Genomic DNA, 23,772 nt, shown 5'->3' with positions numbered 1-23,772 from the left:
CTAACCTCCAACCTCCAATTACCAACCTCCGTTCATATTGCTTTCGTTTTATCTTTCAACCAAGCTTTCTCTTCCTTATTGAGATGTTTCTTAAGCCGGTCGAAAACCAGTTCGTGATAATGATTCAGCCATTTGATCTCTTTTTTTGTCAGCAGCTTCTTCACGATAGGCTTCGTGTCGATGGGGCAAAGCGTAATCGTTTCGAAATCATAGAATGTGCCGAAGTCATCCGTTTTCTTGTGCACGCGCGTAACGATCAGGTTCTCGATGCGGATGCCGTATTGGCCTGTACGGTACACGCCCGGCTCGTTGGAAGTAACCATGCCGGGCTCTAATACGGTAGGATTCTCTTCGGTGCGGATATTTTGAGGCCCTTCGTGTACATTCAGGAAATGGCCGATGCCATGCCCAGTGCCGTGCCCGTAGGTGAGCAAATTATCCCATAACGCTTTGCGGGCGAGGATGTCGAGTTGCGAGCCGCGCGTACCTTCCGGGTAGAGGGCGGTTGCGAGAGCGATATGCCCTTTCAATACATAGGTGTAATCCTCTTTCATTTGGTCGGTCAGTTTCCCTACGGCAACGGTCCGTGTGATGTCGGTCGTTCCGTTGCGGAACTGGGCTCCCGAGTCGATCAGCAGCAAGCCTTCGGGTTTCACTTTGGCCGCGGTTTCCGGTATGGCATGATAGTGCACGATGGCCCCGTTGCCTTCGTAACCGGCGATCGTTCCGAAGCTTTCCCCTACATAGAGCGGCTGCTGCGAACGGAATTCCCGTAGTTTTTCCTCTACGGTCACTTCGGTTACATTGCCTTCCGGAACAGCTTTTTCGAGCCACATATAGAACTTGACGAGCGCTACGCCGTCTTTCACCATCGCATTGCGGAAGCCTTCGAGTTCGGTTTCATTCTTCCGGCTCTTCATCAGGTCGACGATGGCCGGAACGGGAACGACCGTACAGGAGTCCGGTATGGTTTGGAGGAGTTTGTAGTTGATTTTACTGCCGGTAACGCCTACGCGCGTTCCTTCGGGAAGCGAGGCGATATAGTCGAAAATATCCGTATAGTTTTTCAGCGTGACGCCTTGCGAATGAAGGGTGTCGGCAACTTCGCCGGTCAGTTTATCCGGATCGATAAACAGCGCGGTTTCTTTTTCCGAGATATAAGCGTAAGCCACCGCCACGGGATTGTATTCCACGTCGTTTCCACGGACATTGAAAATCCAGGCGATCGCGTCGAGCGTAACGACGATCAATCCGTCGGCATCGTCTTTCTTTAGTTCGCCGAGGATGCGGCCGATTTTGCTGCGGGTCGATTCGCCCGTAATGGATTCTTCGAGAGCGAAAATCTTGTTTTTAGGCAGTTCGGGGCGTCCTTCCCATATTTCGGCAAACGGGTCGAAAGCCGTTTCGAGGCGAATGCCTTTTGCATCGAGTCTTTTTTTCAACGCCTCCGCTTCGGAAGCTGCAAATACGAGTCCGTCGATACCCACGGTGCCCTCTTTGCCTGTCTGTTCGATGATCCACGAAATCATATCCGGCGTGCCGGCCTGCCCCATTTTAAAGAGGTCGAGGCCCGTACCGGCCAATTCGTTTTCGGCTTGCAGGAAATAGCGTGAGTCGGTCCATACGCCGGCTTTATCGCGGGTGATAACGGCTGTGCCGGCCGATCCGGTAAAGCCGCTGATCCATTTTCTCGATTCCCATGCCGTGGGAGGATATTCACTTAAATGTGCGTCGGTACTCGGAACGATGAACGCGTTCAGGTTCTTTTCCGCCATGAAATTCCGGAATGCCGATAATCTGTCGGCTATTTGTTCTTTTTTCATACGATCGTTTGTTTTATTTATAATACGGCAAATGTAAAGAAATATTCTTACATTTGACCGACTAAACGCAAGGAAAAATCAATGAAGACATCTATTCGAATGGAGAATATGCGGTTTTTTGCTTATCATGGCGTGATGCCGCAGGAGCGTGTGACGGGAAATGATTTTATCGTGAATATCCGGTTGTCGGCCGATTTATCGGCTGCTTGCCGGAGCGATGATGTGAACGACACGGTGAGTTATGCGGATGTTTTCCGTCTGGTGAAAGAAGAGATGGAGCAGCCGTCGAAATTGCTCGAACATGTTGCCGGGCGTATCTACCGCCGGATAACATCGGCCTATCCGGTCATCGATCAACTGGAAGTCTGCGTAAGTAAATTGAATCCTCCGGTCGACGGACAGATGGACTGCGCCTCTGTCATTGTCGGGGACGGAAGGAATGAAGGATGAGGTATGAGGTATGAGGTATGAAGTATGAAGTATGAAGTATGAAGTATGAAGTATGAAGTATGATGGATGACTGGAGACCGAAGACTGGAGACTGGAGACCGAAGACCGATGACTGGAGACCGATGACTGATGACTGGAGACCGATGACCGGAGACCGAAGACCGGAGAATCGCGCCGGCAAGGGTGAAGGGATTGTCTCCCGTCTTTTGTCTTTGTTCTCTAAAAAAGATGTATCTTTGTACAAATTTTTGAGCGATAATGAACGGACTAACAGAGGAAATACCCGTACCTCCCGGAGGAGAACAGACGCTTGTTGAGGAGGGGTCTTCGCAGGAAGCAACGCCAATATCGATGCTTCGTACCGAAAACCTGGTGAAGAAATACGGCAAGCGGACGGTGGTCAATCATGTTTCCATCAATGTGAAACAAGGGGAAATTGTGGGATTGCTCGGACCGAACGGTGCGGGTAAAACCACCACGTTTTACATGGCGGTGGGACTGATTGTTCCCAATGAAGGGACTATTTTTATCGATAAGATGAATATCACCAAGTTCCCCGTATATAAACGGGCGCAATATGGGGTGGGGTATCTGGCGCAGGAGGCTTCGATCTTCCGTAAGATGTCGGTCGAAGATAATATCTTATCGGTTTTGCAGTTCACGAATAAATCCCCTAAAGAACAGGTTGAAAAGATGGAGAGCCTGCTCAATGAGTTCGGATTGCAGAAAGTGCGTAAGAATACCGGCGACCGGCTGTCGGGCGGCGAGCGTCGCCGTGCCGAAATCGCCCGCTGTCTGGCTATCGACCCGAAGTTTATTATGCTCGACGAGCCTTTTGCGGGTATCGACCCGATTGCCGTCCAGGATATTCAGTCGATCGTCGCCAAGTTAAAATATAAAAACATCGGCATCCTGATAACCGATCATAATGTGGATGAAACGTTAAGCATTACCGACCGAGCCTATCTGCTCTTCGAAGGAAAGGTGCTTTTTCAGGGTACGGCCGAAGAGTTGGCTGCCAACCCCGTAGTGCGGGAAAAATATTTGGGCCGCGATTTCGAATTGCGCAGGCGCACATTCGATATTTAATATATGGGACGGTTGCTGGCCATCGATTATGGTAAAAAGCGTACGGGTATCGCCGTGAGCGATCCGTTGCAACTGATTGCCAACGGACTCACCACGGTGGAAACGACAGGGTTGTTCGATTTCCTTGCGGATTATCTTCGCAAGGAAGCAGTCGAAACGATTATCGTGGGATTACCCAAGCAATTGAATAATGAAGCATCTGAGAACATGAAGCGGGTCGAGCCTTTTGTCAATCGTTTACGCAAGCTCTATCCGTATATTCCCATCGAGTATTACGATGAGCGCTTTTCTTCTGCGATGGCGCATCAGGCTATGCTCGAGGGGGGGCTGAAAAAGAAAGACCGCCGGAATAAAGCGCTGGTCGACGAAATAAGCGCTGTCATCATCCTGCAAGGATATATGGAAAGCCGGAGAATGAGAATGAATTAATGTTTTTTATATGATTTTACCTATATATATTTACGGACTTCCCGTGCTGCGGAAAGTCACTCAAGATATTGATCCGGAAACTTATCCGGATCTGGACAAACTGATCGAGAATATGTTCGAAACGATGTATCATGCCGATGGTATCGGGTTTGCGGCTCCGCAAGTGGGACTGGAAGATCGTATTTTCGTCATGGACCTGACGCCGGTAGCCGATGACGAGCATCCGGAATTCAAAGATTTCAAGAAGGTGTTTATCAATCCGCATATTATCGAGCGGTCGGGTGAACCGGTGGCCCTGGAAGAGGGATGCCTGAGTATTCCGGGTGTGCATGAAAAGGTGACGCGCCCCGATACGGTGCGTATCCGTTATATCGATGAAAACCGACAGGAGCGCGAGGAGGTCTTTTCGGGGTATGCAGCCCGTTGTATTCAACATGAGTACGATCATCTCGACGGAATCTTATTTACCGATCATATATCGCCGTTGCGCAAGCGGATGGTCAATGGCAAACTCAATGCGTTGGCTAACGGAAAAGCTCGATGTTCTTATAAGGTGAAAACCGCGAAATAGGGGAAAGGCAATTACGAATTACAAATTACGAATTACGAATTACGAATTACAAATTACAAATTACAAATTACGAATTGCAAATGAAAGTCTAAGGTCGGATGTCTAACGTCTAAAGACGGGGGAGACGGGAGACAATTCTTTCACCTTTGCCGGTGAGAGCTAACAGTCTCCGGTCTCCCTCTCTCTCAGTCTCCTTGTCTCCCTGTCTCCCTGTCTCCCTGTCTCCCTGTCATATATTATCCTTCTATGGCGGCCTGTGCGGCGGCAAGTCGTGCGATAGGCACTCGGAAAGGAGAACAGGATACATAGTTCAGTCCTACGCGATGGCAGAATTTCACCGATGAAGGATCTCCTCCGTGTTCGCCGCAGATACCGCATTTAAGCGACGGCCGTACCGATCGGCCGGCCTGAACGGCCATGCTCACGAGCTGTCCGACACCGTTTTGGTCGAGAACGGCAAACGGGTCTTGCTTGAGGATTCCCTTGTCGAGATAGAGCGGCAGGAACTTAGCCACGTCGTCGCGGCTGTACCCGAATGTCATTTGCGTAAGGTCGTTGGTGCCGAATGAGAAGAAGTCGGCCTCCTTGGCGATCTTATGCGCGGTAAGCGCCGCACGCGGTATCTCGATCATCGTACCGATCTTATAGTCGATGGAGTCGCTGTTTTCGCTAAAGACTTGTTGAATCGTTCGTTCGATGATTTCCTTTTGATTTTTAAACTCATAGACAATACCCGTAAGCGGAACCATAATTTCCGGAATAGCCGTGATGCCTTCTTTTTTCAATTCGAGGGCTGCTTCCATGATTGCGCGGGTCTGCATTTCGGTGATTTCGGGATAGAGATTGCCGAGGCGGCAACCGCGAAGGCCCAGCATAGGATTTGCTTCCAAAAGGCTCTCTACGCGTTCGTGGATGTCTTCATACGATATATTCATGACGCGCGCCATCTCCATTTGTCCTTTCTCATCGTGCGGAACGAATTCGTGCAACGGCGGATCGAGCAGGCGCACCGTCACCGGATAGCCGTCCATAGCGGTGAAAATACCTTTGAAGTCCTTCTTCTGAAGGGGAAGTAGTTTTTCGAGCGCGCGACGTCGTCCTTCCTCATCTTTCGCAAGAATCATTTCGCGCATGGGGACGATTTTGTCTTCTTCGAAGAACATGTGCTCGGTGCGGCACAATCCGATACCGGTTGCCCCGAAATTCCGCGCGGCAACGGCATCATGCGGTGTGTCGGCATTCGTGCGTACCTCCATACGGGTATATTTGTCGGCGATTTCCATCAGTTCGGTGAAATCCGGGCCGAGCTCGGCGTCGACGGTTTGTATTTGTCCTTCGTATACATTACCCGTAGTGCCATCGAGAGAAATCCAGTCCCCTTCGAGGAGCGCCTTGCCGTTAATGGTCATTTTGCGGGATTTATAGTCGATCGACAGGTTGTTGGCAGCCGATACGCAGCACTTGCCCATACCGCGGGCCACTACGGCCGCATGGGAAGTCATTCCGCCGCGTGCCGTGAGGATACCTTGAGCGGTAGCCATCCCGCGAAGGTCTTCGGGCGAGGTTTCGATACGGCATAAGATGACTTTTTTGCCTTCTTTAGCCCATTCTTCGGCTTCATCGGCGTGGAATACCACCTGTCCGGTAGCTGCGCCGGGCGAAGCAGGCAATCCGTGCGTAATCGCGTGCGCATCGGCCAACGCTTTTTTATCGAATACCGGGTGAAGCAATTCGTCGAGTTTCTCCGGATCACAGCGTTTCAGAGCGGTTTTCTCATCGATATAACCCTGGTGAAGCATGTCGGTCGCGATCTTTACCATGGCGGCTCCGGTACGTTTACCGCTACGCGTTTGCAGCAGCCAAAGTTTGCCGTCCTGAATGGTAAACTCGAGGTCTTGCATATCTTTGAAATAATCTTCGAGTTTTTGTTGCGTTTCGATCAATTGAGCGGCACATTCGGGCATGATTTCCTCGAGCGAGGGATACTTGGACGCCCGTTCCTCTTCGCTGATGCCCTGCATCTTGGCCCATCTGTGGGAGCCCTCGAGGGTAATTTGCTGAGGAGTACGCACGCCGGCTACCACATCTTCGCCTTGAGCATTGATAAGATACTCGCCGTTGAAGAGGTCTTCGCCCGTGGCGGCGTCGCGGGTGAAAGCTACGCCGGTGGCGGAAGTATTACCCATGTTGCCGTATACCATCGCTTGCACATTCACCGCCGTGCCCCATTCTTCGGGGAAATTGTTCATCTTACGATAGAGGATGGCCCGGTCGTTCATCCAACTGTCGAATACGGCACATACGGCGCCCCATAATTGATCCCACGGATCGGAAGGAAAATCGTTTCCGGTACGTTCTTTAACAGCTTGCTTGAATTGTTTAACCAGCGTTTTCAGGTCGTCGACAGTCAGATCGGTATCGAGTTCGATTCCTTTTACCTCTTTCATCGTATCCATGATTTCTTCAAACGGATCGATGTCGTCCTTGCTCTCCGGCTTCAAGCCCAGAACAACGTCGCCGTACATCTGTACAAAGCGGCGGTAAGAGTCCCAGGCAAAACGTTCGTTGCCGGATTTGACGGCGATACCCTGAACGGCCTCATCGTTTAGTCCCAAGTTGAGGACGGTATCCATCATTCCGGGCATCGACACGCGGGCGCCCGACCGTACCGATAACAAGCAGGGATTTTCTTTATCACCGAAGCGGGTGCCTGTAAGGCGTTCGATACCGGCTACGGCGTGTTCGACTTCTTTTTTCAAGACGCCGGTCACGTAGTCTTTTCCTAATTGATTATATTCGGTGCAAACCTCAGTGGTAATGGTAAAGCCGGGAGGTACCGGCACGCCGATAAGATTCATTTCCGCAAGATTGGCGCCTTTACCGCCGAGTAAATTACGCATATCCGATCGTCCTTCGGCTGCGCCGTTACCAAATGTGTAAACTCTCTTTCTTTCCATTGGTTTTAATTTGATTTGTTTTAGTAAGTAAATATTGTTAGGGTTTTGTCAATCATTTTATCACCGGAGGCACTATCGGCGTCCGCCACTATTCTGCGGAGCATCCCGAATGTTGCCCCCCTGTCTCCCAGTCTCCAGTCTCCCTGTCCCTTTGTCTCTCTGTCTCTCTATTGTCCTGTCTCTTTCATTTCCGCCGGCGGCATCGGTTCGGGGCCGGGAATATCATTCTTTCCCAATCCTATATTATATAGTTGAATATAACGTAAGCGGCGCCAAGTATTCTTTAAATGAATAAAACCGCTGATGCGCGTCAGGGTATCGCCGTCTATGTATCTTGATACCGGCGTAGAGTATGATTTGTTTTGGGTGATTTGCTGAGGTTTATAAAGGGTGGTGTCTTTATATTCCAGAATGAGCATGGATTGTAACGGGGCTTCTTGTACGTCGTCGGGGATCCCGATAACGTTATACCGGAACTCCAGCGTCGGATTGGTAAAACGCGTATTGATTTCAGCCGAATCGATACGGAAACGGAAACCGCTTCCCGAACCGATACGCCGGAAAGCATACGTGTGGGGAATATAAGAGGGTGATTCGCTATGACTTTCGAATTGCTGTGCCTGCACCTGCTGCGTAATGGATGCGTCCAACTCTTGTTGTTTTCGTTGCAGGCGAGCTTTTACCGAGTCGTTCATCTTCATGTAAACATCGATGCGATCGGCATACCATGCAAGCGACGAATCCCATTGGACTTGTGTTACCTGGTGTTTTTCGAATATCTTTTGCAGGAACGCCTCTTTCTTTTCGGGCGTGTCGAAAGTTTGATAATCGTTTTCTATTAGGGCTTCGGCCATGTATACGTCGTACATGAGTCCTTCCATGCTCTTTCTGTTCAGTACTTCTTTAGGGCGATTGCGGCAAGAGAAAAGCAGTGCCAACAACGCTAACGCAATAAACAGATATGCAGGAATTTTAGGCTTCACCGATCGCTTCTTTTTCTTTTTTCTCTTTTTCGAGACGTTCTTTTTCTTCTTTCGATAATAAGGAATGGGCAAATGTTTTCCGGTAGAACACCAATAATGCAATGACCCCCACCGTGATGGCCGAGTCGGCTACGTTAAAGATAAACCGGAAAAACAGGAAGTTTTGTCCTCCTACCAACGGTATCCAGTCGGGATATGTTCCTTCCACTATGGGGAAATAAAACATATCTACGACCTTCCCGTGCAGCACCGAAGCATATCCTTCGCCAAAAGGGACGAAGGATGCCACATGTCCGGGATAACTCGCATCGAAAATCGCTCCATAAAAGACACTGTCGATAATATTTCCCGTAGCTCCCGCCAAAATAAGGGCTACACAGGCGATAAAGCCTTTCTTGTAGCTCCCCTTGACAAGGCGTGTGAGGTAAATGATGATAAAAATGACGGCCACAATGCGGAAAAGAGAAAGAAACAGCTTACCGCCGGCTTCTATCCCGAATGCCATCCCGTTATTTTCTACAAAATAGATTTGAAACCAGTCCGTTATCTTTATCGATTCTTGCAGCGACATATGAGTCTTGACCCATATTTTCGTAAGTTGGTCTATCAGCAAAATCAGAAAGACTACCACTATCGCCGTAAGTCCTTTTTGTGTCGTACTCTTCATATAAATTATAATGCATCGGACGGGTTATCGTTTCTTTTTAGACTCCTTCGCTTCGATGCTCAACGTAGCATGCGGCACGGCACGTAACCGTTCTTTGGGTATGAGCTTGCCTGTTTCGCGGCAAATGCCATACGTGCCGTTTTCGATGCGCACGAGTGCGGCCTGAAGGTTTTGGATAAACTTCATCTGCCGTTGCGCCAATCTTCCGGCTTCTTCTTTGGACAGGGTCGAAGCGCCTTCTTCCATTACTTTGAAAGTAGGCGAGGTATCTACCGTATCATTGCCGTCGGCATTCATTACCGCAGCCCGGTAGTTTTCATACTCTTGCTTGGCAACCTCTAACTTTTCATTAATGATGGAACGGAATTCTTCCAGTTCTTCATCCGTATATCTCGTTTTCTCGTTCATAATGCTGATTGTTTATCAACTTTTTGTAAATAAAAAGCAACAGAAATGTAATGTCAAATACAACAACCGGTGGAATTATATTGTTCACCGGTGTATTTTTGCGCAAATATACATATAAAACCGATACCTTCAACTATAAAACGACCCTGTTCAATTCTTTTTCCGGATGCGGATCGTTAAAGGTTGATCATCGATTTCTATTTCATCTTCGAGCGTTTCGGCTGTTATTTCAATACTGTCCGCCAACACTTGTCCGCGAATATAAGCGGCGTTGGCGTTTACGGCCTCATCGATGCCGGGATGGGAGGATAAAAGCACGGATATCCGGTCGGTGATTTCGAACCCTTTGGCTTTGCGCAGGTTCTGGATACGATTGACCAGTTCACGGGCGATACCTTCGTTCCGCAATTCGTCGGTCACGGAGATGTCGAGGGCAACCGTCAGATTTCCTTCGTTGCCGACCAGCCATCCGGGAATATCTTCCGAAATGATTTCCACATCGTCGAGGGTGATAACCGCTTGTTGTCCGGCCACTTCAAAAGTGATGGATCCGTTCTTTTCCAGTTCGTTCATCTTCTCTTTACTCATTATCCGGATCTCTTCGGCCAGTTGTTTCATAATCTTGCCGTAGCGCGGCCCCAGCTTTTTAAAGTCGGGTTTTACGCGTTTCACCAGCATCTCGTTCGCCGAATCGACAAAGTGCAACTCTTTTACGTTCACCTCGCTTAAGATGAGCGATTCCACTGCTTGGATAGCCCTTTTCTGCGTTTCGTCGGTGACGGGGATCATGATTCTCGATAGCGGTTGGCGTACTTTGATGCTCACCTTGCGGCGCAACGCCAAGACGATAGAGGATGCGGCTTGCGCCAAGTACATTTGCCGCTCGAGCTCCTTGTCGATGACGGCTTCGTTTGCTGCCGGGAAATCGGCCAGATGGACCGACTCGAATCGTTCGCTGCCGGTAACCGAGGTGAGATCGAGATACAACTTGTCGGAGTAGAACGGCGCGATGGGCGCGATCAGTTTGACAACCGTTACCAAACATTCGTACAGCGTTTGATAGGCCGATAATTTATCTTCGTCCATTTCCCCGCCCCAGAAACGTTTACGGTTCAGGCGCACGTACCAGTTACTTAAATGGTCGTTGACAAAATCCGCGATCGCGCGCCCGGCTTTGGTGGGTTCGTAGGTGTTGTAGGCTTCATCGACCTCTTTCACCAGCGAATGCAACAGCGACAATATCCAGCGGTCTATCTCGGGGCGTTGTGCTACCGGAATGGACGGGTATTGGTCGCGGTATTGGTCGACGTTGGCATACAGCACGAAAAACGAATACGTGTTGTAGAGCGTGCCGAAGAATTTACGGCGGGCTTCCTCGATGCCTTCCATATCGAAACGCAGATTATCCCACGGCGAAGCATTGGTGATCATATACCAGCGCAGCGGGTCGGAGCCGTACTTGTCGATGGTTGAAAACGGATCGACGGCGTTGCCCAATCGTTTGGACATTTTGTTGCCGTTCTTGTCGAGCACGAGCCCGTTCGATACGACATTCTTGAATGCCACACTGTCTTTCACCATGGTTGAAATCGCATGGAGCGTATAAAACCATCCGCGGGTCTGATCGACCCCTTCGGCGATGAAGTCGGCCGGATAGATTTGCGCGAACTCTTCTTCGGGGATATGCGGATAGAAAACCTGAGCAAAGGGCATCGCTCCCGAATCGAACCATACGTCGATCAGGTCCGATTCGCGATGCATGGGTTTGCCGCTGTCCGACACCAATACGATTTGGTCGACATACGGCCGGTGAAGGTCTATTTTATCAAATTCCTTTTCCGAGGCGGCATTCAGCCCGATCCCTTTCCAAGGAATTTCCGTCATGACTCCGGCCTGAACGGCTTTTTGCATTTCTTCAAACAGTTCTTTGAGCGAACCGATGCATTTCTCTTCCTTCCCGTCCTCGGTGCGCCATATGGGTAGGGGAGTGCCCCAGTAACGGCTTCGGCTCAGGTTCCAGTCCTGAAGGTTTTCGAGCCATTTACCGAAACGTCCGGAGCCCGTCGATGCCGGCTTCCAGTTGATGGTATTGTTCAGTTCCACCATGCGGTCTTTGCAGGCGGTAGCCCGTATAAACCAACTGTCCAGCGGATAATAAAGCACCGGTTTATCGGTACGCCAGCAATGCGGATAATTATGGACATATTTCTCAATGCGGAAAGCTTTGTTTTGTTGCTTCAGCATCACGGAGAGGTCGATATCGAGCGTCGTATCGTCGGGGCGGCTGGTTTCTTCTTTCCATTCCGACGCGTATTCATTCTTTACATAACGGCCGGCATACTCGCCGTAGAGATCGACGTTCACACCCTCGCGGACAAATTGCGGGTCGAGATCTTCGAGCTTGAAATATTTTCCTTTCAGGTCGACCATCGGGCGTTGGTTGCCGTCTTTGTCGGTCATCATGAGTCCGGGTACGCCGTATTCTTTTCCGAGCTTCGCGTCGTCGGCGCCGAATGTGGGGGCGATATGCACGATGCCCGTACCGTCTTCGGTCGTCACAAAATCACCCGTCACCACTTTGAAAGCGTTATCGGATGCTTTTACCCAAGGGATCAGTTGCTCGTAGCCGATGCCGGCGATTTCCGATCCCTTCCATGTCTTATCCAGCACACGGAAAGGCACGTGTTTATCGCCCGGCCGGTAATCTTCCAGCGGGAGCTCCGCATTTTTCGCGGGGAAATAGGCGTTTACCAGACTTTTTGCCAAAACGGCGGTCATCGGTTTGCCCGTATAGGAATTGTACGTTTGTACGGCGCAATAATCGATGTTCGGGCCCACCGCCAGCAACACGTTCGAAGGCAGCGTCCAGGGCGTGGTAGTCCATGCCAGAAAGAACGGATCGCCGAATTGCGTCCATTCGGAAAGAGGGTTCTTGATGGCGAACTGCGCCGTGCAAGTGGTATCCTTCACATCGCGGTAGCAGCCCGGCTGGTTGAGTTCGTGCGTGCTCAGTCCCGTACCTGCGGCCGGCGAGTAAGGCTGGATCGTGTATCCTTTATAGAGGAATCCTTTTTTATAAAGATCTTTGAGCAAGTACCAAAGCGTTTCGATGTAGCGCGTATCGTAAGTAATATACGGATCGCTCATATCGACCCAATAGCCCATTTTGCGGGTAAGGTCTTCCCATTCTTTGGTATATTTCATCACCTCCTTGCGGCAGGCGTTGTTGTATTCTTCCACCGAAATGGTTTTGCCGATATCCTCTTTGGTAATGCCCAACGTTTTCTCTACGCCGAGTTCCACGGGAAGCCCGTGGGTATCCCATCCGGCCTTACGGCTGACATAGAATCCTTTCATGGTCTTGTAGCGGCAGAAAATGTCTTTAATGGAACGGGCGATAACGTGATGAATGCCCGGCATGCCGTTAGCCGACGGGGGGCCTTCATAAAATACGAACCGGGGATGTCCCTGACGTGTTTCAAGACTTTTCTTAAACACGTCCTTTTCTTCCCATTCCTTCAACACTTCTTTGTTTACCTCTGAAAGATCCAAATGATCATATTCCGGAAATTTGCTACTCATTACGAACGAATTTATACGTTATAGAAAATCAGGATGCAAAGGTAGTAAAAAAAATACACTTTGTGCGATAAATGCTGAAGCGGATAATGCTTCGCGATAGGGGCCTTTTATTTTCCCGTGTTTCCCTTTAGTTCGGCGCTTTCTTATATAAATAGAAGGCGATGGCGGTAAAGAAGATGTTCGGAATCCATGCCGCCACGAAAGCGCTCATGCCGCCTTTTACGGCGAAAGACGAACTGATGGTCATAAAGAGGATGTAGCCCATGCTCAACGCGAGGCCGATGCCCAGATTGAGCCCCATTCCGCCTTTCACTTTCCGGGCCGACAGGGCGGCGCCGATAAGGGTGAGGATAAACGCCGAAAACACCGACGCGATTCGCGAATGATATTCGATTTGAAAAGCCTGAATGTTACCCATTCCCCGCTCTTTTTGACTGGTGATATAGTGGCGGAGCTGGGGGGAGGTCATCATTTGCTGGTCGGTTTTGGCGATGATGAAATCGTTCGGGACGATTTGTATGGTGGTGTCGATGGACTCGCCTTTGGTGATGGTTTCTTGCAGTCCGTCGAAGTTGCGGATTTGGTAATCCTGAATGGTCCAGCGGTACAACGAGTCGTAGCGGATGCTTCTTGCCGTGAGCCGCGAAACGAGTTGCAGGCTGTCGAAATGATCCATCGAAAAGTTCGTACCCGTACTCGAGGGGATATCGAAGCTGCTGAAATAGACGATGGAGCCTTCGCCGACTTTGAATTGGATGTCGGTGTCGCCCACTTTGCGCTGTCTCGGATCGACGTAAGTGTTCTCGAAATTGATGCGGCTGGCGTTGGCCGGCGGAATCACGTAGCTGCCGAAGACAAAAGAAAAGATGGCGATCACGCTCGCAGCCATCATGTAGGGCTTCATCAGGCGTTTGAAACTGATACCGTTCGATAAAATGGCGATGATTTCGGAGTTGTTCGCCATCTTGGAGGTGAAGAAAATGACGGCGAGGAATACGAAAAGCGGACTGAACAAGTTGGCATAATACGGAATGAAATTGAGGTAGTAATCAAAAATGATTTCCTTCAGCGAGGCATTGTTCGTCATGAACTTGTCAATCTTCTCGTTGATGTCGAACACAACAGCGATGGAGATAATCAGGACAATCATAAAGATATAGGTTCCGAGGAACTTCTTTATAATATACCAATCGATTCGTTTTACATTCAAATATTTCATTTGTACCTGTTAGAGTCTACGCATTATCGTATCAATCATAGAAGCTTTCCATGCCGGAAAGTTATTTTGGAGGATTTGCCGGCGCGCCTCTTTCACCAGCCACAAGTAAAAGGCCAGATTATGGATGGAAGCGATTTGCAAGGCCAGGATTTCGCCGGTGTTGAACAGATGGCGCAGATAGGCTTTGCTGTATCGGGTGTCGACAAACGAAGCGCCGTCTTCTTCAATCGGGGAAAAATCGTTTTTCCACTTTTGATTGCGCATGTTCATGATTCCGTTTTTGGTGAATAGCTGTCCGTTGCGCCCGTTGCGGGTGGGCATGATGCAATCGAACATATCCACCCCCCGGTCGATGGCTTCCAGCATGTTGGCGGGTGTTCCCACGCCCATCAGGTAGCGCGGCTTATCTTCCGGCAATATTTCATTCACGATGTCGATCATTTCGTACATCTCTTCGGTCGACTCGCCGACCGACAGTCCGCCGATGGCATTGCCGTCGGCGCCTTTCGAGGCCACATTTTCAGCCGCCTGTTTGCGCAGATCGGGATACACGCATCCCTGCACAATGGGGAAGAGCGTTTGGCGGTATCCGTGAGGGCATTCCGTTTCGCGGAAGCGGGTCAGGCAGCGGTCGAGCCATCGTTCCGTCAACTCAAGCGACTGTTTCGCATAGTCATAAGGCGCGTCGCCGGGCGTACATTCGTCGAACGCCATCATGATGTCGGCGCCGATAATGCGTTGGATGTCGATGACCTTTTCGGGCGTGAAGAAATGCTTCGAGCCGTCGATATGCGAACGGAATTCGGCGCCTTCTTCGGTGAGTTTGCGGTTTTCGGCCAACGAAAAGACCTGAAATCCGCCGCTATCGGTCAGGATGGGTTTGCGCCAACTGTTGAAGCGGTGCAAGCCCCCCGCCTGCTGCAAGGTGTCCAATCCGGGACGAAGGTACAGATGATAGGTGTTGCCCAAAATGATTTGCGCCTCTATATCGTCTTCGAGTTCGGTGGCATGCACGGCTTTCACGCTGCCGGCGGTACCCACGGGCATAAATATGGGGGTCTCAATCACCCCGTGATCGGTGGTGATGATTCCTGCCCGGGCCTTCGACTGTAAATCGGTATGTTGTAGTTTAAAATCCAAAATAGACTATCGCTTTCAAGAATCGAGCGCAAAGATAGTAAATCTGTTATCATAAATGAGCCGGACGGGAATTAAAAATAGTTATTGAAGGGAAGTGCCCGGTCTTCAGTCTCCGGTCTCCGGTCACCAGTCACCGGTCACCGGTCTCCAGTCTCAGGTCTAATGTCTAATGCCGTTTGGCGCGTGTCTTGCTTCTTTATATATTATATCTTTTATCTATTATCTTTTGTCGTTCCTCTAAATATCGTATATTTGCGTCTTGTCGGATGGAGACGGGCGGTTGGGGATTAGAGGTTCGTGACCGGCGACTGATGACTGAAGACCGCCGACATTCGACTTTAGACATTCGACATTAAACTTATGGATACAACGATACGAAGAAAACCGGATTGGTTCAAAATTCGCTTGCCGCAAGGGAAAGAGTATTTTGCCTTGAAGGATATTATACATAAAAAAGGATTAAACACCATTTGCTTTAGCGGAAAGTGCCCGAATATGTCGGAGTGCTGGGGAAACGGCACGGCCAGTTTTATGATTTTGGGGGAGATATGCACCCGTTCATGCAAATTCTGCGCGACCATCACCGGCAAGCCGCACGCCATCGATTGGGATGAAGCCGACCGCCTGGCCGATACCATCCGGCAAATGGGGCTGAAACATTGCGTCATTACGAGTGTCGACCGCGACGATCTGCTGGATCTGGGCGCTTCTTTTTGGGCGTTTACCATCCGGCGCGTGCGGGAAAAGAATCCGGAAACGACCCTCGAGACGCTCATTCCCGATTTCAACGGGAGGGAGGAGTTGATTGAAAAAGTGATTGCCGCCAAACCGGAAATCATTTCCCATAATATGGAAACTGTCCGGCGCTTGACGCCGAAGGTCAGAAGCCGGGCCAAATACGATGTAAGCCTGCAAACGCTTTCCATCGTTGCTGCGAGCGGGGCGGTGAAACCCAAATCGGGCATTATGGTCGGACTGGGCGAAACGGAGCCGGAGGTGCTCGAAACGATGGACGACCTGCTTGCGGCCGGTTGCAAGGTGTTGACTATCGGACAATACTTGCAGCCTTCTTCCCATCATTTGCCCGTGCATGAATATGTGCCTCTCGAGCAGTTCGCCCGCTACCGCAAAGAAGGCCTCGCCAAAGGGTTCGACATTGTGGAAAGCGGCCCGCTGGTACGATCTTCTTATCACGCCGAAAAACATGTCTGAAAAATGAGCCGTAACGTGATTTTTCAAAACCTGCGCCGCATCCGCTATAAGGAAGCGTGGGATTATCAGGAAGAACGATTTGGAAAGCTCGTTGCTTCCAAAAGAAACGAAACCTTTCCGCAGGAACAGTATCTTCTTTTCTGTGAGCATGAACCCGTGTTTACGTTAGGCAAGCACGGCGATAAACATAATTTGTTGATTACGGAGCAGACGTGCAAGCAGCGGGGAATCGATTTTTTCCCCATCGACCGCGGCGGGGACATTACGTATCATGGGCCCGGGCAACTGGTGGTGTATCCGATATTGGATTTGGAAGCGTTCGGTATCGGCATTAAGCAATATATTTCGATGTTGGAAGATGTGGTGATCGAGACGTTGCAAGCGTACGATATTCACGCGCAGAAAGACGAAAAGGCGATGGGGGTGTGGCTCGATGCCGGCGATCCCCGGAAGGCGCGTAAGATTTGCGCCATCGGCGTACGCGCCAGCCGTTATGTGACGATGCACGGTTTGGCGCTGAACGTGAATACCGATTTGTCGTATTTCCATCTGATCAATCCGTGCGGATTTGTCGACCGAGGCGTGACGTCTATGCAGCAGGAACTGGGTGCGGAAGTCGATTTCGATGAACTGTCGGACAAGATTAAAGAGCGCTTTTGCCGGGTGTTCGCAATGGACTTGAAATGCGCTTGAACGCCGATCGGGGGAAGTCCGCCGACGATGACGGAAGGAGCGGTCGACTTTTTTTTTGAAGCCGCCGTAGGGCTTCGACGGTGTGCCGGATCTTTTTGAAGGCTTCGTACTCGTACGACGGCGTGCCCGGGTTTTTTTGAAGGCTTCGTATTGGTACGACGGTGTGCCCGGGTTTTTTTGGAGGCTTCGTATTGGTACGACGGCGTGCCCGGGTTTTTTTGGAGGCTTCGTATTGATACGACGGCGTGCCCGGGTTTTTTTGAAGGCTTCGTATTGGTACGACGGCGTGCCCGGGTTTTTTTGAAGGCTTCGTATTGGTACGACAGCGTGCCCGGATTTTTTTGAAGGCTTCGTATTGATACGACGGTGTGCCCGGGTTTTTTTGAAAGCTTCGTATTCATACGGATTGCGGCGGAGAAATGAGCTGCTGTTGTCGTAGGAATTTTCCCGAAGGACAACATTTTCGAAAATATCCCTGCTTTTACGTTCTTTACCGATACAATCCGTCTAACTTAAACATTTTTAACGGCAAATAATGACAAAACAGATTTAACATTTCTAATTTTGTATGTCGAAAACAGACCTACACATTATAACTTTCAGTAAATATGAGTCAAGTAGTTGATATTAAAGAATTAAATGATAAAATCGAACGTAAGAGCACGTTCGTTCAGACCATCGTCACCGGAATGGATCAATTGATCGTCGGGCAGAAGCATTTGGTCGAGTCGCTTCTCATCGGATTATTATCCGACGGACACATTTTGTTGGAAGGGGTGCCCGGATTGGCAAAAACCCTTGCCATCAAAACCCTCGCTCAGTTAATCGACGCCCGGTACAGCCGTATTCAGTTTACGCCCGACTTGTTGCCGGCCGACGTAGTCGGAACGATGATCTACAGCCAGCGCAACGAAGAGTTCATGGTAAAACACGGACCGATTTTCGCCAACTTCGTGCTGGCGGATGAAATCAACCGCGCTCCGGCCAAAGTGCAGAGCGCCTTGCTCGAAGCCATGCAGGAACGTCAGGTGACTATCGGAGAGCAAACCTATAAGCTGCCGAATCCGTTCCTGGTGATGGCGACGCAAAACCCTATCGAGCAGGAAGGCACTTATCCGCTGCCCGAAGCGCAAGTAGACCGTTTCATGCTGAAGGTAGTCATCAACTATCCTTCCAAAGAAGAAGAAAAACGAATCGTCCAACAGAATATATTCGAACCCCGAACCATCGAACGGCCGGTGATTTCCGTCGATGAAATTCTCGATGCGCGCAAAGTGGTTCGCGAAGTATATATCGACGAAAAAATAAGCCGCTACATCATCGACATCGTGTTCGCCACCCGTTTCCCCGACCAATACGGATTGGCCAACCTCAAGGAGATGATTGGTTTCGGCGGTTCGCCCCGTGCTTCCATCAACCTGGCGCTTGCAGCGCGTACGTATGCCTTCATCAAACGCCGCGGTTATGTGGTGCCCGAAGATATCCGCGCCGTATGCCACGATGTGCTCCGTCATCGTATCGGACTTACCTACGAGGCCGAAGCCAACAACTTGACTTCGGAAGAAATTATCAGCGAAATTCTTAATAAGGTAGAGGTTCCGTAATAAGAGGGATGATCTATGATGTATGATGTATCATGTGTGATGTATGAAGGAAATAATCCTTCGCCTTTCGGGCGCTCCTCTTACGCGAAGGGGAGATAACGGACAGAAACGGTCTGCGCCAGCGGGATGAAGGTAAAAGAGAATGAATGGTAATGTGGAAGAATATTTCTCGCGGATAAGGCTGATAAATGCAGATAAAGAGATGCGTTTTGAGATTATTTGTGAGAGATTAATCAACAGTAAAGAAAATGGAAACATCCGAATTACTTCAGAAAGTACGGCATATTGAAATTAAAGCTCGGGGACTGTCGCGCAATATCTTTGCGGGGGAGTATCATTCGGCTTTCAAGGGCCGAGGTATGGCCTTCTCGGAAGTGCGCGAATATCAGTATGGCGACGACCTGCGCGACATCGACTGGAACGTGACGGCGCGTTACAACCGTCCGTACGTGAAAGTCTTTGAAGAAGAGCGCGAACTTACCGTCATGTTGCTCATCGACGTGTCGGAAAGCCAATCGTTCGGGTCGACGTCCATCGTCAAGCGCGATATGGTGGCGCAGATTGCCGCCACGCTCGCTTTTTCGGCCATTCAGAATAACGACAAGATCGGCGTCATCTTTTTTACCGATAAAATCGAAAAGTTTATTCCCCCTAAAAAGGGAAGAAAGCATATCCTGTTCATCATCCGCGAGATACTCGGTTTTACCCCCGGGAGTTCGGGAACGGAAATCGATCAGGCGCTGCGCTATATGACCAACGGCATTAAAAAACGCTGTACGGCCTTTTTGATTTCGGACTTTATCGATTCGCACGACTATAAGCATGCGCTGCGCATTGCGAACCGCAAGCACGATTTGGTCGCCATTCAGGTCTATGACGCGTTGAGTACCCGCCTGGAAAGCGTGGGGCTCATGAAAGTACACGACCCGGAAAGCGACAAGGATACGTGGATCGATACCTCGTCGAAGAAAACGCGCGAACAATACCGCACTTGGTGGACGCGGCGTCAGGCCGAAATGGATGTCGCTTTTAAGCAGAGCCGGGTCGACAGTGTGTCGGTCTCGACCGAAGATGATTATGTGAAATCGTTGTTGCAACTCTTTCAACAAAGAAGATAGAAATTGATAGTAGAAAAGAAATATACGCTTATCGGCAAAACGGCTGTTTTTATGGCCTTGTTTTTTGCCTTGTACGTGGCATCGGCGCCGGCGCAGAAAGTGTCGGTGCAGGCTACCGTACAACCTACCGAGATCACGATCGGCGAGCAGGCGCTCATCAATCTGAAAGTGATTACGCCCAAGGACAAATCGATCCAGTTTCCGGTGTTCGAGTCGGAAATCGTGCCCGGCATCGAGGTGTTGACAATGCTTCCCCCCGACACGACCATCGAGAACAATGTGATGACGTTGAATTTTAAATATCTCATCACCTCGTTCGACTCCACCTTGTACCATATTCCTTCGATGTCTGTTTTTGACGGAACCGATACCATCTTTTCCAACTCTTTCGGACTGAAAGTCATTTCGCCCGAACTGTCGGATTCCACCTTGGCTTATCTGGAAAAGATGAACACCGGACAGACGGATTCCATCGATTTTAACCAGCTTCAGTTAAATGATATAAAACCGATTCAGAAGCCTCCTTTCGTTTGGACCGACTATCTGTGGATCGTGTGGATCGTATTGGGAGTAGCGGTTCTTTTGGCTTTGATCGGCCTAATCATCTACTTGGTATTGAAGAAAAAGAAAAAAGGCTATTTCTTTACGCCGCCGCAGGTACTCCCGCCGCATGTGCGCGCCATTCGATCGCTCGACGAATTGAAAGCGAAGAAGATATGGCAGCAGGGGCGCGAGAAGGAATTTTATACGGACTTGACCGATATCTTGCGTGTGTATATTCAGGAACGGTACGATATAAAGGCGATGGAAATGACTTCGGGCGAAATTCTCAACGAAATGCGCAAACGTTCCGAATCGGACTCGGTATATGAAAACCTGAAACAGGTATTATCGGCTTCCGACTTGGTGAAGTTTGCGAAATACAAGCCGTATCCCGACGAAAACGATTTAAGCATAATGAATGCGTATTTCTTCGTCAATCAAACGAAAGAGCCCGATCCCGTTCCCGACAAGGACGCGTTGAAGGCGCAAGGCGATAACGGTGTTTCTCAGAACGAACAGGTTCAAAAGACAGAAGAATGATGGAATTTGCACACCCCGGATATTTATATCTATTATTGTTGATCCTGCCCTTGGCGGTATGGTATGTGATTCGTCTGTCGAAAACGCAGGCGTCATTTAAACTGGCATCGACCGATGCTTTTAAGGGAATCCGTCCCGGACTGAAGGTGTATATGCGTCATTTGCCTTTCGTGCTGCGGATGATCAGTATTGCGTTGGTGATTATTGTCATTGCGCGTCCTCAGGCGGTAAACAGTTGGGAAGAAACCGAAACGCAGGGTATCGACATGGTCATGGCGCTCGATGTGTCGGGCTCGATGTTGGCGCAGGATTTGAAGCCCGACCGGTTACAGGCGGCCAAAAAGGTTGCGGCCGAGTTTATTACCGACCGCCAGAACGACAATATCGGACTGGTTATCTTTGCGGGCGAAAGTTTTACACAGTGCCCGCTCACCACCGACCATAAGGTGTTGCTCAATCTGTTGAATGATGTGGATTTCGGTTTGATTGAGGATGGAACGGCCATCGGGCTTGGCTTGGCCAATGCGGTCAACCGGTTGAAAGATAGCGAATCGGAGTCGAAAGTCGTGATTTTGCTTACCGACGGAACCAATAACCGGGGGCAGATTGCTCCTCTCACCGCGGCCGATTTGGCGCGTTCATACGGCATCCGGGTGTATACGGTGGGTGTCGGAACCAAAGGAATGGCTCCCACACCGGTGCAAACGCCGTTCGGCATCCGCATGCAGAACATGCAGGTCGATATCGATGAGAAGACGCTCACCGAAATTGCGGCGCTCACGGGCGGGCAATATTTCCGTGCCGAAGATACCGAAGGCTTGCGCAATATCTATCACGAGATCGACGAAATGGAAAAATATTTAATCAGCGTGCAGAACGTGACGCGCCGGCAGGAACTGTTCCTGCCTTTCGCGCTGCTTGCCTTGGCGTTGATGGTGGTGGAATTGCTTTTACGTAGGACATGGTTAAGAAATATACCGTAACAGGGGAGAAAATATATGTTTAGATTTGGAAATCCTGAATATTTGTGGTTGTTTGTGGCGATGCCGGTGTTGCTGGCATTGTATATCTTCCTGAATATAAAGAAACGGAACGATGTGAAGAAGCTCGGCGTACTTTCGACGTTGAAAAAGATGATGCCGGAGTTATCGCTGAAGCGTTCTTATTTGAAATTTTGGCTTATCTTTGCCGCATTGTGCGTAGGCATCGTCATGACTGCCCGCCCGCAGTTCGGCACGAAGGTCGAAACGGTCGAAAAAGAGGGGATTGAATTGGTCATCGCCATCGACGTTTCCAACTCGATGCTTGCCAGGGATGTGTCGCCCGACCGGCTTTCACGGGCAAAGCAAATCTTGTCGCGCCTCATCGATGTGCGCCGGAACGATAAAATTGCCCTCATCGTATTTGCGGGAGAGGCGTTCGTACAAATGCCGCTAACGTCCGACACGCAGTCGGCTAAAATCTTCCTCAATTCCATCGATCCCAGTCTTGTTCCCGTTCAGGGTACGGCGGTGGCCGATGCAATAGGCTTGGGCGTGAGTTCTTTTTCGACCGATAAGGAAGTGGACAAAGCCATCGTCCTGATCACCGATGGGGAGGATCATCAGGGCAATGCGTTGAAGGCGGCGCAGCAAGCTGCCGAAGCCGGAATCATGGTCAATGTGGTCGGTATCGGATCGGCCGAAGGATCGCCCGTACCCACCTCGGCTTACAGCAATTCTTTCATGACCGATAACGAAGGAAACGTGGTGGTTTCGCGGCTGAACGAACAGATGTGTATCGAAACGGCGCAAAGCGGGAAAGGGTTATACGTATTGGCCGACAATACCAGTACGGCTATCCGGGCTCTCGAAACGCAGTTGGACGGTTTGGAAACCAAGAGCTCGACCAGTTTGTCTTATTCCGAATACGATGAGAAGTTTCCGCTCTTCGGGTGGGTATTATTGACATTGCTGGTCGTGGAAATTCTTATTTATGATAAGAAAAATCCGTTATTCAAAAATATCAAGTTATTCAAATGAAAACGTTTAGCATAAAATACGGCTTGTTTTTGTTATTGCTGCTCGTTCCTGTGGCGATTTCGGCGCAGAAAGACGTGCGCAAAAGCGTACGCAAGGGAAACAAGGCTTATCAGCAGCAAAAGTTTTCCGATGCCGCGACTTCTTATCAGGAAGCGATTGAAAAAAATGCGGCGTCGAAAGAGGCGAATTATAATTTAGCCAATACGTTGTATAAACAAAAAAAATGGGATGAGTCGATCGCGCAAATGAATCATTATTTATCGATCGAACAGGAAAACCCGGTTAACAGGTCGGCTGCCTTCCATAACATCGGCAATGCCACGCTGCAAAAAAAAGATTTGCAGAAATCGATGGAAGCCTATAAAATGGCGCTTCGGTTGAATCCCGAAGATAACGAGGCGCGTTACAATCTGGCGGTGGTGCAAAAGATGATTCAGGATCAACAGCAAAACCAAGATCAGCAACAAGACAAAGACAAGCAGGATCAGCAACAGAATCAAGATCAACAACAACAGCCCCAGCCGCAAGACCAGCAGGATAAGCAGAAGCGTCCCGAAGAACAAAACGAGCCGGAGCAAATGTCCCGCGACAATGCCCGCCAGATGTTGCAGGCGATCGAACAAGACGAGAAAGAAACGCAGGAAAAGGTGCAACGCATGAAGGCCGAAGAGCGCAAGCAACAGGCCGAAGACAACAGAAGACAAAACAAGAACTGGTAATCCT

20 protein-coding genes are annotated in these 23,772 nt (G+C 49.8%); 12 read left to right on the top strand and 8 right to left on the bottom strand.

Annotated features, from left to right (window positions below):
* Positions 1-32: 32 nt before the first annotated feature.
* Complete coding sequence (locus tag ABNK31_RS12605; protein ID WP_418892856.1) at positions 33-1,823, bottom strand: aminopeptidase P family protein; 1,791 nt, start codon at positions 1,821-1,823, stop codon at positions 33-35.
* A gap of 81 nt (positions 1,824-1,904) precedes the next feature.
* On the opposite strand from ABNK31_RS12605, the gene folB reads away from it, so the two are divergent.
* From folB to def, 4 genes are all read left to right on the top strand, one after another.
* Entirely contained in the window at positions 1,905-2,273 is a 369-nt protein-coding gene (gene folB, locus ABNK31_RS12600) for a dihydroneopterin aldolase (protein WP_418892855.1), read from the top strand.
* A 351-nt stretch (positions 2,274-2,624) separates the two neighbouring features.
* A complete protein-coding gene (gene lptB, locus ABNK31_RS12595) occupies positions 2,625-3,362 on the top strand; it encodes an LPS export ABC transporter ATP-binding protein (RefSeq protein WP_418895406.1) in 738 nt (245 codons plus the stop codon).
* A 3-nt stretch (positions 3,363-3,365) separates the two neighbouring features.
* Positions 3,366-3,791 carry a Holliday junction resolvase RuvX gene (gene ruvX / locus ABNK31_RS12590; RefSeq protein WP_418892854.1) on the top strand — a complete coding sequence of 142 codons (426 nt, stop codon included), beginning with the start codon at positions 3,366-3,368 and terminating at the stop codon, positions 3,789-3,791.
* Between the two features lie 10 nt (positions 3,792-3,801).
* The gene (def, locus tag ABNK31_RS12585) at positions 3,802-4,362 is read left to right on the top strand and encodes a peptide deformylase (RefSeq protein ID WP_418892853.1); all 561 of its coding nucleotides are present in this window, start codon (positions 3,802-3,804) and stop codon (positions 4,360-4,362) included.
* Between the two features lie 236 nt (positions 4,363-4,598).
* On the opposite strand, the gene ppdK is transcribed toward def, so the two are convergent.
* From ppdK to tgt, 7 genes are all read right to left on the bottom strand, one after another.
* The gene (ppdK, locus tag ABNK31_RS12580) at positions 4,599-7,319 is read right to left on the bottom strand and encodes a pyruvate, phosphate dikinase (RefSeq protein WP_418892852.1); all 2,721 of its coding nucleotides are present in this window, start codon (positions 7,317-7,319) and stop codon (positions 4,599-4,601) included.
* A 167-nt stretch (positions 7,320-7,486) separates the two neighbouring features.
* A complete protein-coding gene (locus ABNK31_RS12575; protein WP_418892851.1) occupies positions 7,487-8,302 on the bottom strand; it encodes a DUF4296 domain-containing protein in 816 nt (271 codons plus the stop codon).
* Positions 8,292-8,969, bottom strand: a complete 678-nt coding sequence (locus ABNK31_RS12570) for a lipoprotein signal peptidase (protein ID WP_418892850.1) — start codon at positions 8,967-8,969, stop codon at positions 8,292-8,294. The genes ABNK31_RS12575 and ABNK31_RS12570 overlap by 11 nt, the downstream gene beginning before the upstream one ends.
* Positions 8,970-8,993: 24 nt before the next feature.
* Positions 8,994-9,377: a TraR/DksA family transcriptional regulator gene (locus tag ABNK31_RS12565; protein WP_418892849.1), complete on the bottom strand. Its 384-nt coding sequence runs from the start codon at positions 9,375-9,377 to the stop codon at positions 8,994-8,996.
* Between the two features lie 150 nt (positions 9,378-9,527).
* Positions 9,528-12,959 carry an isoleucine--tRNA ligase gene (gene ileS / locus ABNK31_RS12560; RefSeq protein ID WP_418892848.1) on the bottom strand — a complete coding sequence of 1,144 codons (3,432 nt, stop codon included), beginning with the start codon at positions 12,957-12,959 and terminating at the stop codon, positions 9,528-9,530.
* A 127-nt stretch (positions 12,960-13,086) separates the two neighbouring features.
* Positions 13,087-14,178 carry an LptF/LptG family permease gene (locus ABNK31_RS12555; protein WP_418892847.1) on the bottom strand — a complete coding sequence of 364 codons (1,092 nt, stop codon included), beginning with the start codon at positions 14,176-14,178 and terminating at the stop codon, positions 13,087-13,089.
* 9 nt (positions 14,179-14,187) lie between these two features.
* The gene (gene tgt / locus ABNK31_RS12550) at positions 14,188-15,318 is read right to left on the bottom strand and encodes a tRNA guanosine(34) transglycosylase Tgt (protein WP_418892846.1); all 1,131 of its coding nucleotides are present in this window, start codon (positions 15,316-15,318) and stop codon (positions 14,188-14,190) included.
* Between the two features lie 360 nt (positions 15,319-15,678).
* On the opposite strand from tgt, the gene lipA reads away from it, so the two are divergent.
* From lipA to ABNK31_RS12510, 8 genes are all read left to right on the top strand, one after another.
* Complete coding sequence (gene lipA / locus ABNK31_RS12545; RefSeq protein ID WP_418892845.1) at positions 15,679-16,530, top strand: lipoyl synthase; 852 nt, start codon at positions 15,679-15,681, stop codon at positions 16,528-16,530.
* A 3-nt stretch (positions 16,531-16,533) separates the two neighbouring features.
* Positions 16,534-17,223 carry a lipoyl(octanoyl) transferase LipB gene (gene lipB / locus ABNK31_RS12540; RefSeq protein ID WP_418892844.1) on the top strand — a complete coding sequence of 230 codons (690 nt, stop codon included), beginning with the start codon at positions 16,534-16,536 and terminating at the stop codon, positions 17,221-17,223.
* A gap of 608 nt (positions 17,224-17,831) precedes the next feature.
* On the top strand, positions 17,832-18,827 hold the full coding sequence (locus tag ABNK31_RS12535) for an AAA family ATPase (RefSeq protein ID WP_418892843.1): 996 nt from the start codon (positions 17,832-17,834) through the stop codon (positions 18,825-18,827).
* Positions 18,828-19,075: 248 nt separating this feature from the next.
* The gene (locus tag ABNK31_RS12530; protein ID WP_418892842.1) at positions 19,076-19,945 is read left to right on the top strand and encodes a DUF58 domain-containing protein; all 870 of its coding nucleotides are present in this window, start codon (positions 19,076-19,078) and stop codon (positions 19,943-19,945) included.
* A gap of 3 nt (positions 19,946-19,948) precedes the next feature.
* Entirely contained in the window at positions 19,949-21,028 is a 1,080-nt protein-coding gene (locus ABNK31_RS12525) for a hypothetical protein (protein ID WP_418892841.1), read from the top strand.
* Entirely contained in the window at positions 21,028-22,011 is a 984-nt protein-coding gene (locus ABNK31_RS12520) for a vWA domain-containing protein (protein WP_418895405.1), read from the top strand. Before ABNK31_RS12525 ends, ABNK31_RS12520 begins: the two co-directional genes overlap by 1 nt.
* A 15-nt stretch (positions 22,012-22,026) precedes the next feature.
* On the top strand, positions 22,027-23,049 hold the full coding sequence (locus tag ABNK31_RS12515; protein ID WP_418892840.1) for a vWA domain-containing protein: 1,023 nt from the start codon (positions 22,027-22,029) through the stop codon (positions 23,047-23,049).
* Positions 23,046-23,768, top strand: a complete 723-nt coding sequence (locus ABNK31_RS12510; RefSeq protein WP_418892839.1) for a tetratricopeptide repeat protein — start codon at positions 23,046-23,048, stop codon at positions 23,766-23,768. Before ABNK31_RS12515 ends, ABNK31_RS12510 begins: the two co-directional genes overlap by 4 nt.
* Positions 23,769-23,772 lie beyond the last annotated feature (4 nt).

The organism is Limibacterium fermenti, assembly GCF_041902845.1.
Taxonomy (GTDB): Bacteria; Bacteroidota; Bacteroidia; order Bacteroidales; family Dysgonomonadaceae; genus Limibacterium; species Limibacterium fermenti.
The sequence above is the reverse complement of the archived record's forward strand: the minus strand, read 5'-3'. Positions and strand labels throughout refer to the sequence as shown.

What these genes read in the sequence shown, in the direction of transcription:
- ABNK31_RS12520 (WP_418895405.1), top strand. Translation starts at nt 21,028, where the DNA reads ATGGAATTTGCACACCCCGGATATTTATATCTATTATTGTTGATCCTG.
- ileS (WP_418892848.1), bottom strand. Translation starts at nt 12,959, where the DNA reads ATGAGTAGCAAATTTCCGGAATATGATCATTTGGATCTTTCAGAGGTA.
- ruvX (WP_418892854.1), top strand. Translation starts at nt 3,366, where the DNA reads ATGGGACGGTTGCTGGCCATCGATTATGGTAAAAAGCGTACGGGTATC.
- lipA (WP_418892845.1), top strand. Translation starts at nt 15,679, where the DNA reads ATGGATACAACGATACGAAGAAAACCGGATTGGTTCAAAATTCGCTTG.
- ABNK31_RS12510 (WP_418892839.1), top strand. Translation starts at nt 23,046, where the DNA reads ATGAAAACGTTTAGCATAAAATACGGCTTGTTTTTGTTATTGCTGCTC.
- ABNK31_RS12515 (WP_418892840.1), top strand. Translation starts at nt 22,027, where the DNA reads ATGTTTAGATTTGGAAATCCTGAATATTTGTGGTTGTTTGTGGCGATG.
- lptB (WP_418895406.1), top strand. Translation starts at nt 2,625, where the DNA reads ATGCTTCGTACCGAAAACCTGGTGAAGAAATACGGCAAGCGGACGGTG.
- ABNK31_RS12535 (WP_418892843.1), top strand. Translation starts at nt 17,832, where the DNA reads ATGAGTCAAGTAGTTGATATTAAAGAATTAAATGATAAAATCGAACGT.
- ABNK31_RS12565 (WP_418892849.1), bottom strand. Translation starts at nt 9,377, where the DNA reads ATGAACGAGAAAACGAGATATACGGATGAAGAACTGGAAGAATTCCGT.
- ppdK (WP_418892852.1), bottom strand. Translation starts at nt 7,319, where the DNA reads ATGGAAAGAAAGAGAGTTTACACATTTGGTAACGGCGCAGCCGAAGGA.
- def (WP_418892853.1), top strand. Translation starts at nt 3,802, where the DNA reads ATGATTTTACCTATATATATTTACGGACTTCCCGTGCTGCGGAAAGTC.
- lipB (WP_418892844.1), top strand. Translation starts at nt 16,534, where the DNA reads ATGAGCCGTAACGTGATTTTTCAAAACCTGCGCCGCATCCGCTATAAG.
- ABNK31_RS12605 (WP_418892856.1), bottom strand. Translation starts at nt 1,823, where the DNA reads ATGAAAAAAGAACAAATAGCCGACAGATTATCGGCATTCCGGAATTTC.
- ABNK31_RS12530 (WP_418892842.1), top strand. Translation starts at nt 19,076, where the DNA reads ATGGAAACATCCGAATTACTTCAGAAAGTACGGCATATTGAAATTAAA.
- ABNK31_RS12570 (WP_418892850.1), bottom strand. Translation starts at nt 8,969, where the DNA reads ATGAAGAGTACGACACAAAAAGGACTTACGGCGATAGTGGTAGTCTTT.
- folB (WP_418892855.1), top strand. Translation starts at nt 1,905, where the DNA reads ATGAAGACATCTATTCGAATGGAGAATATGCGGTTTTTTGCTTATCAT.
- ABNK31_RS12555 (WP_418892847.1), bottom strand. Translation starts at nt 14,178, where the DNA reads ATGAAATATTTGAATGTAAAACGAATCGATTGGTATATTATAAAGAAG.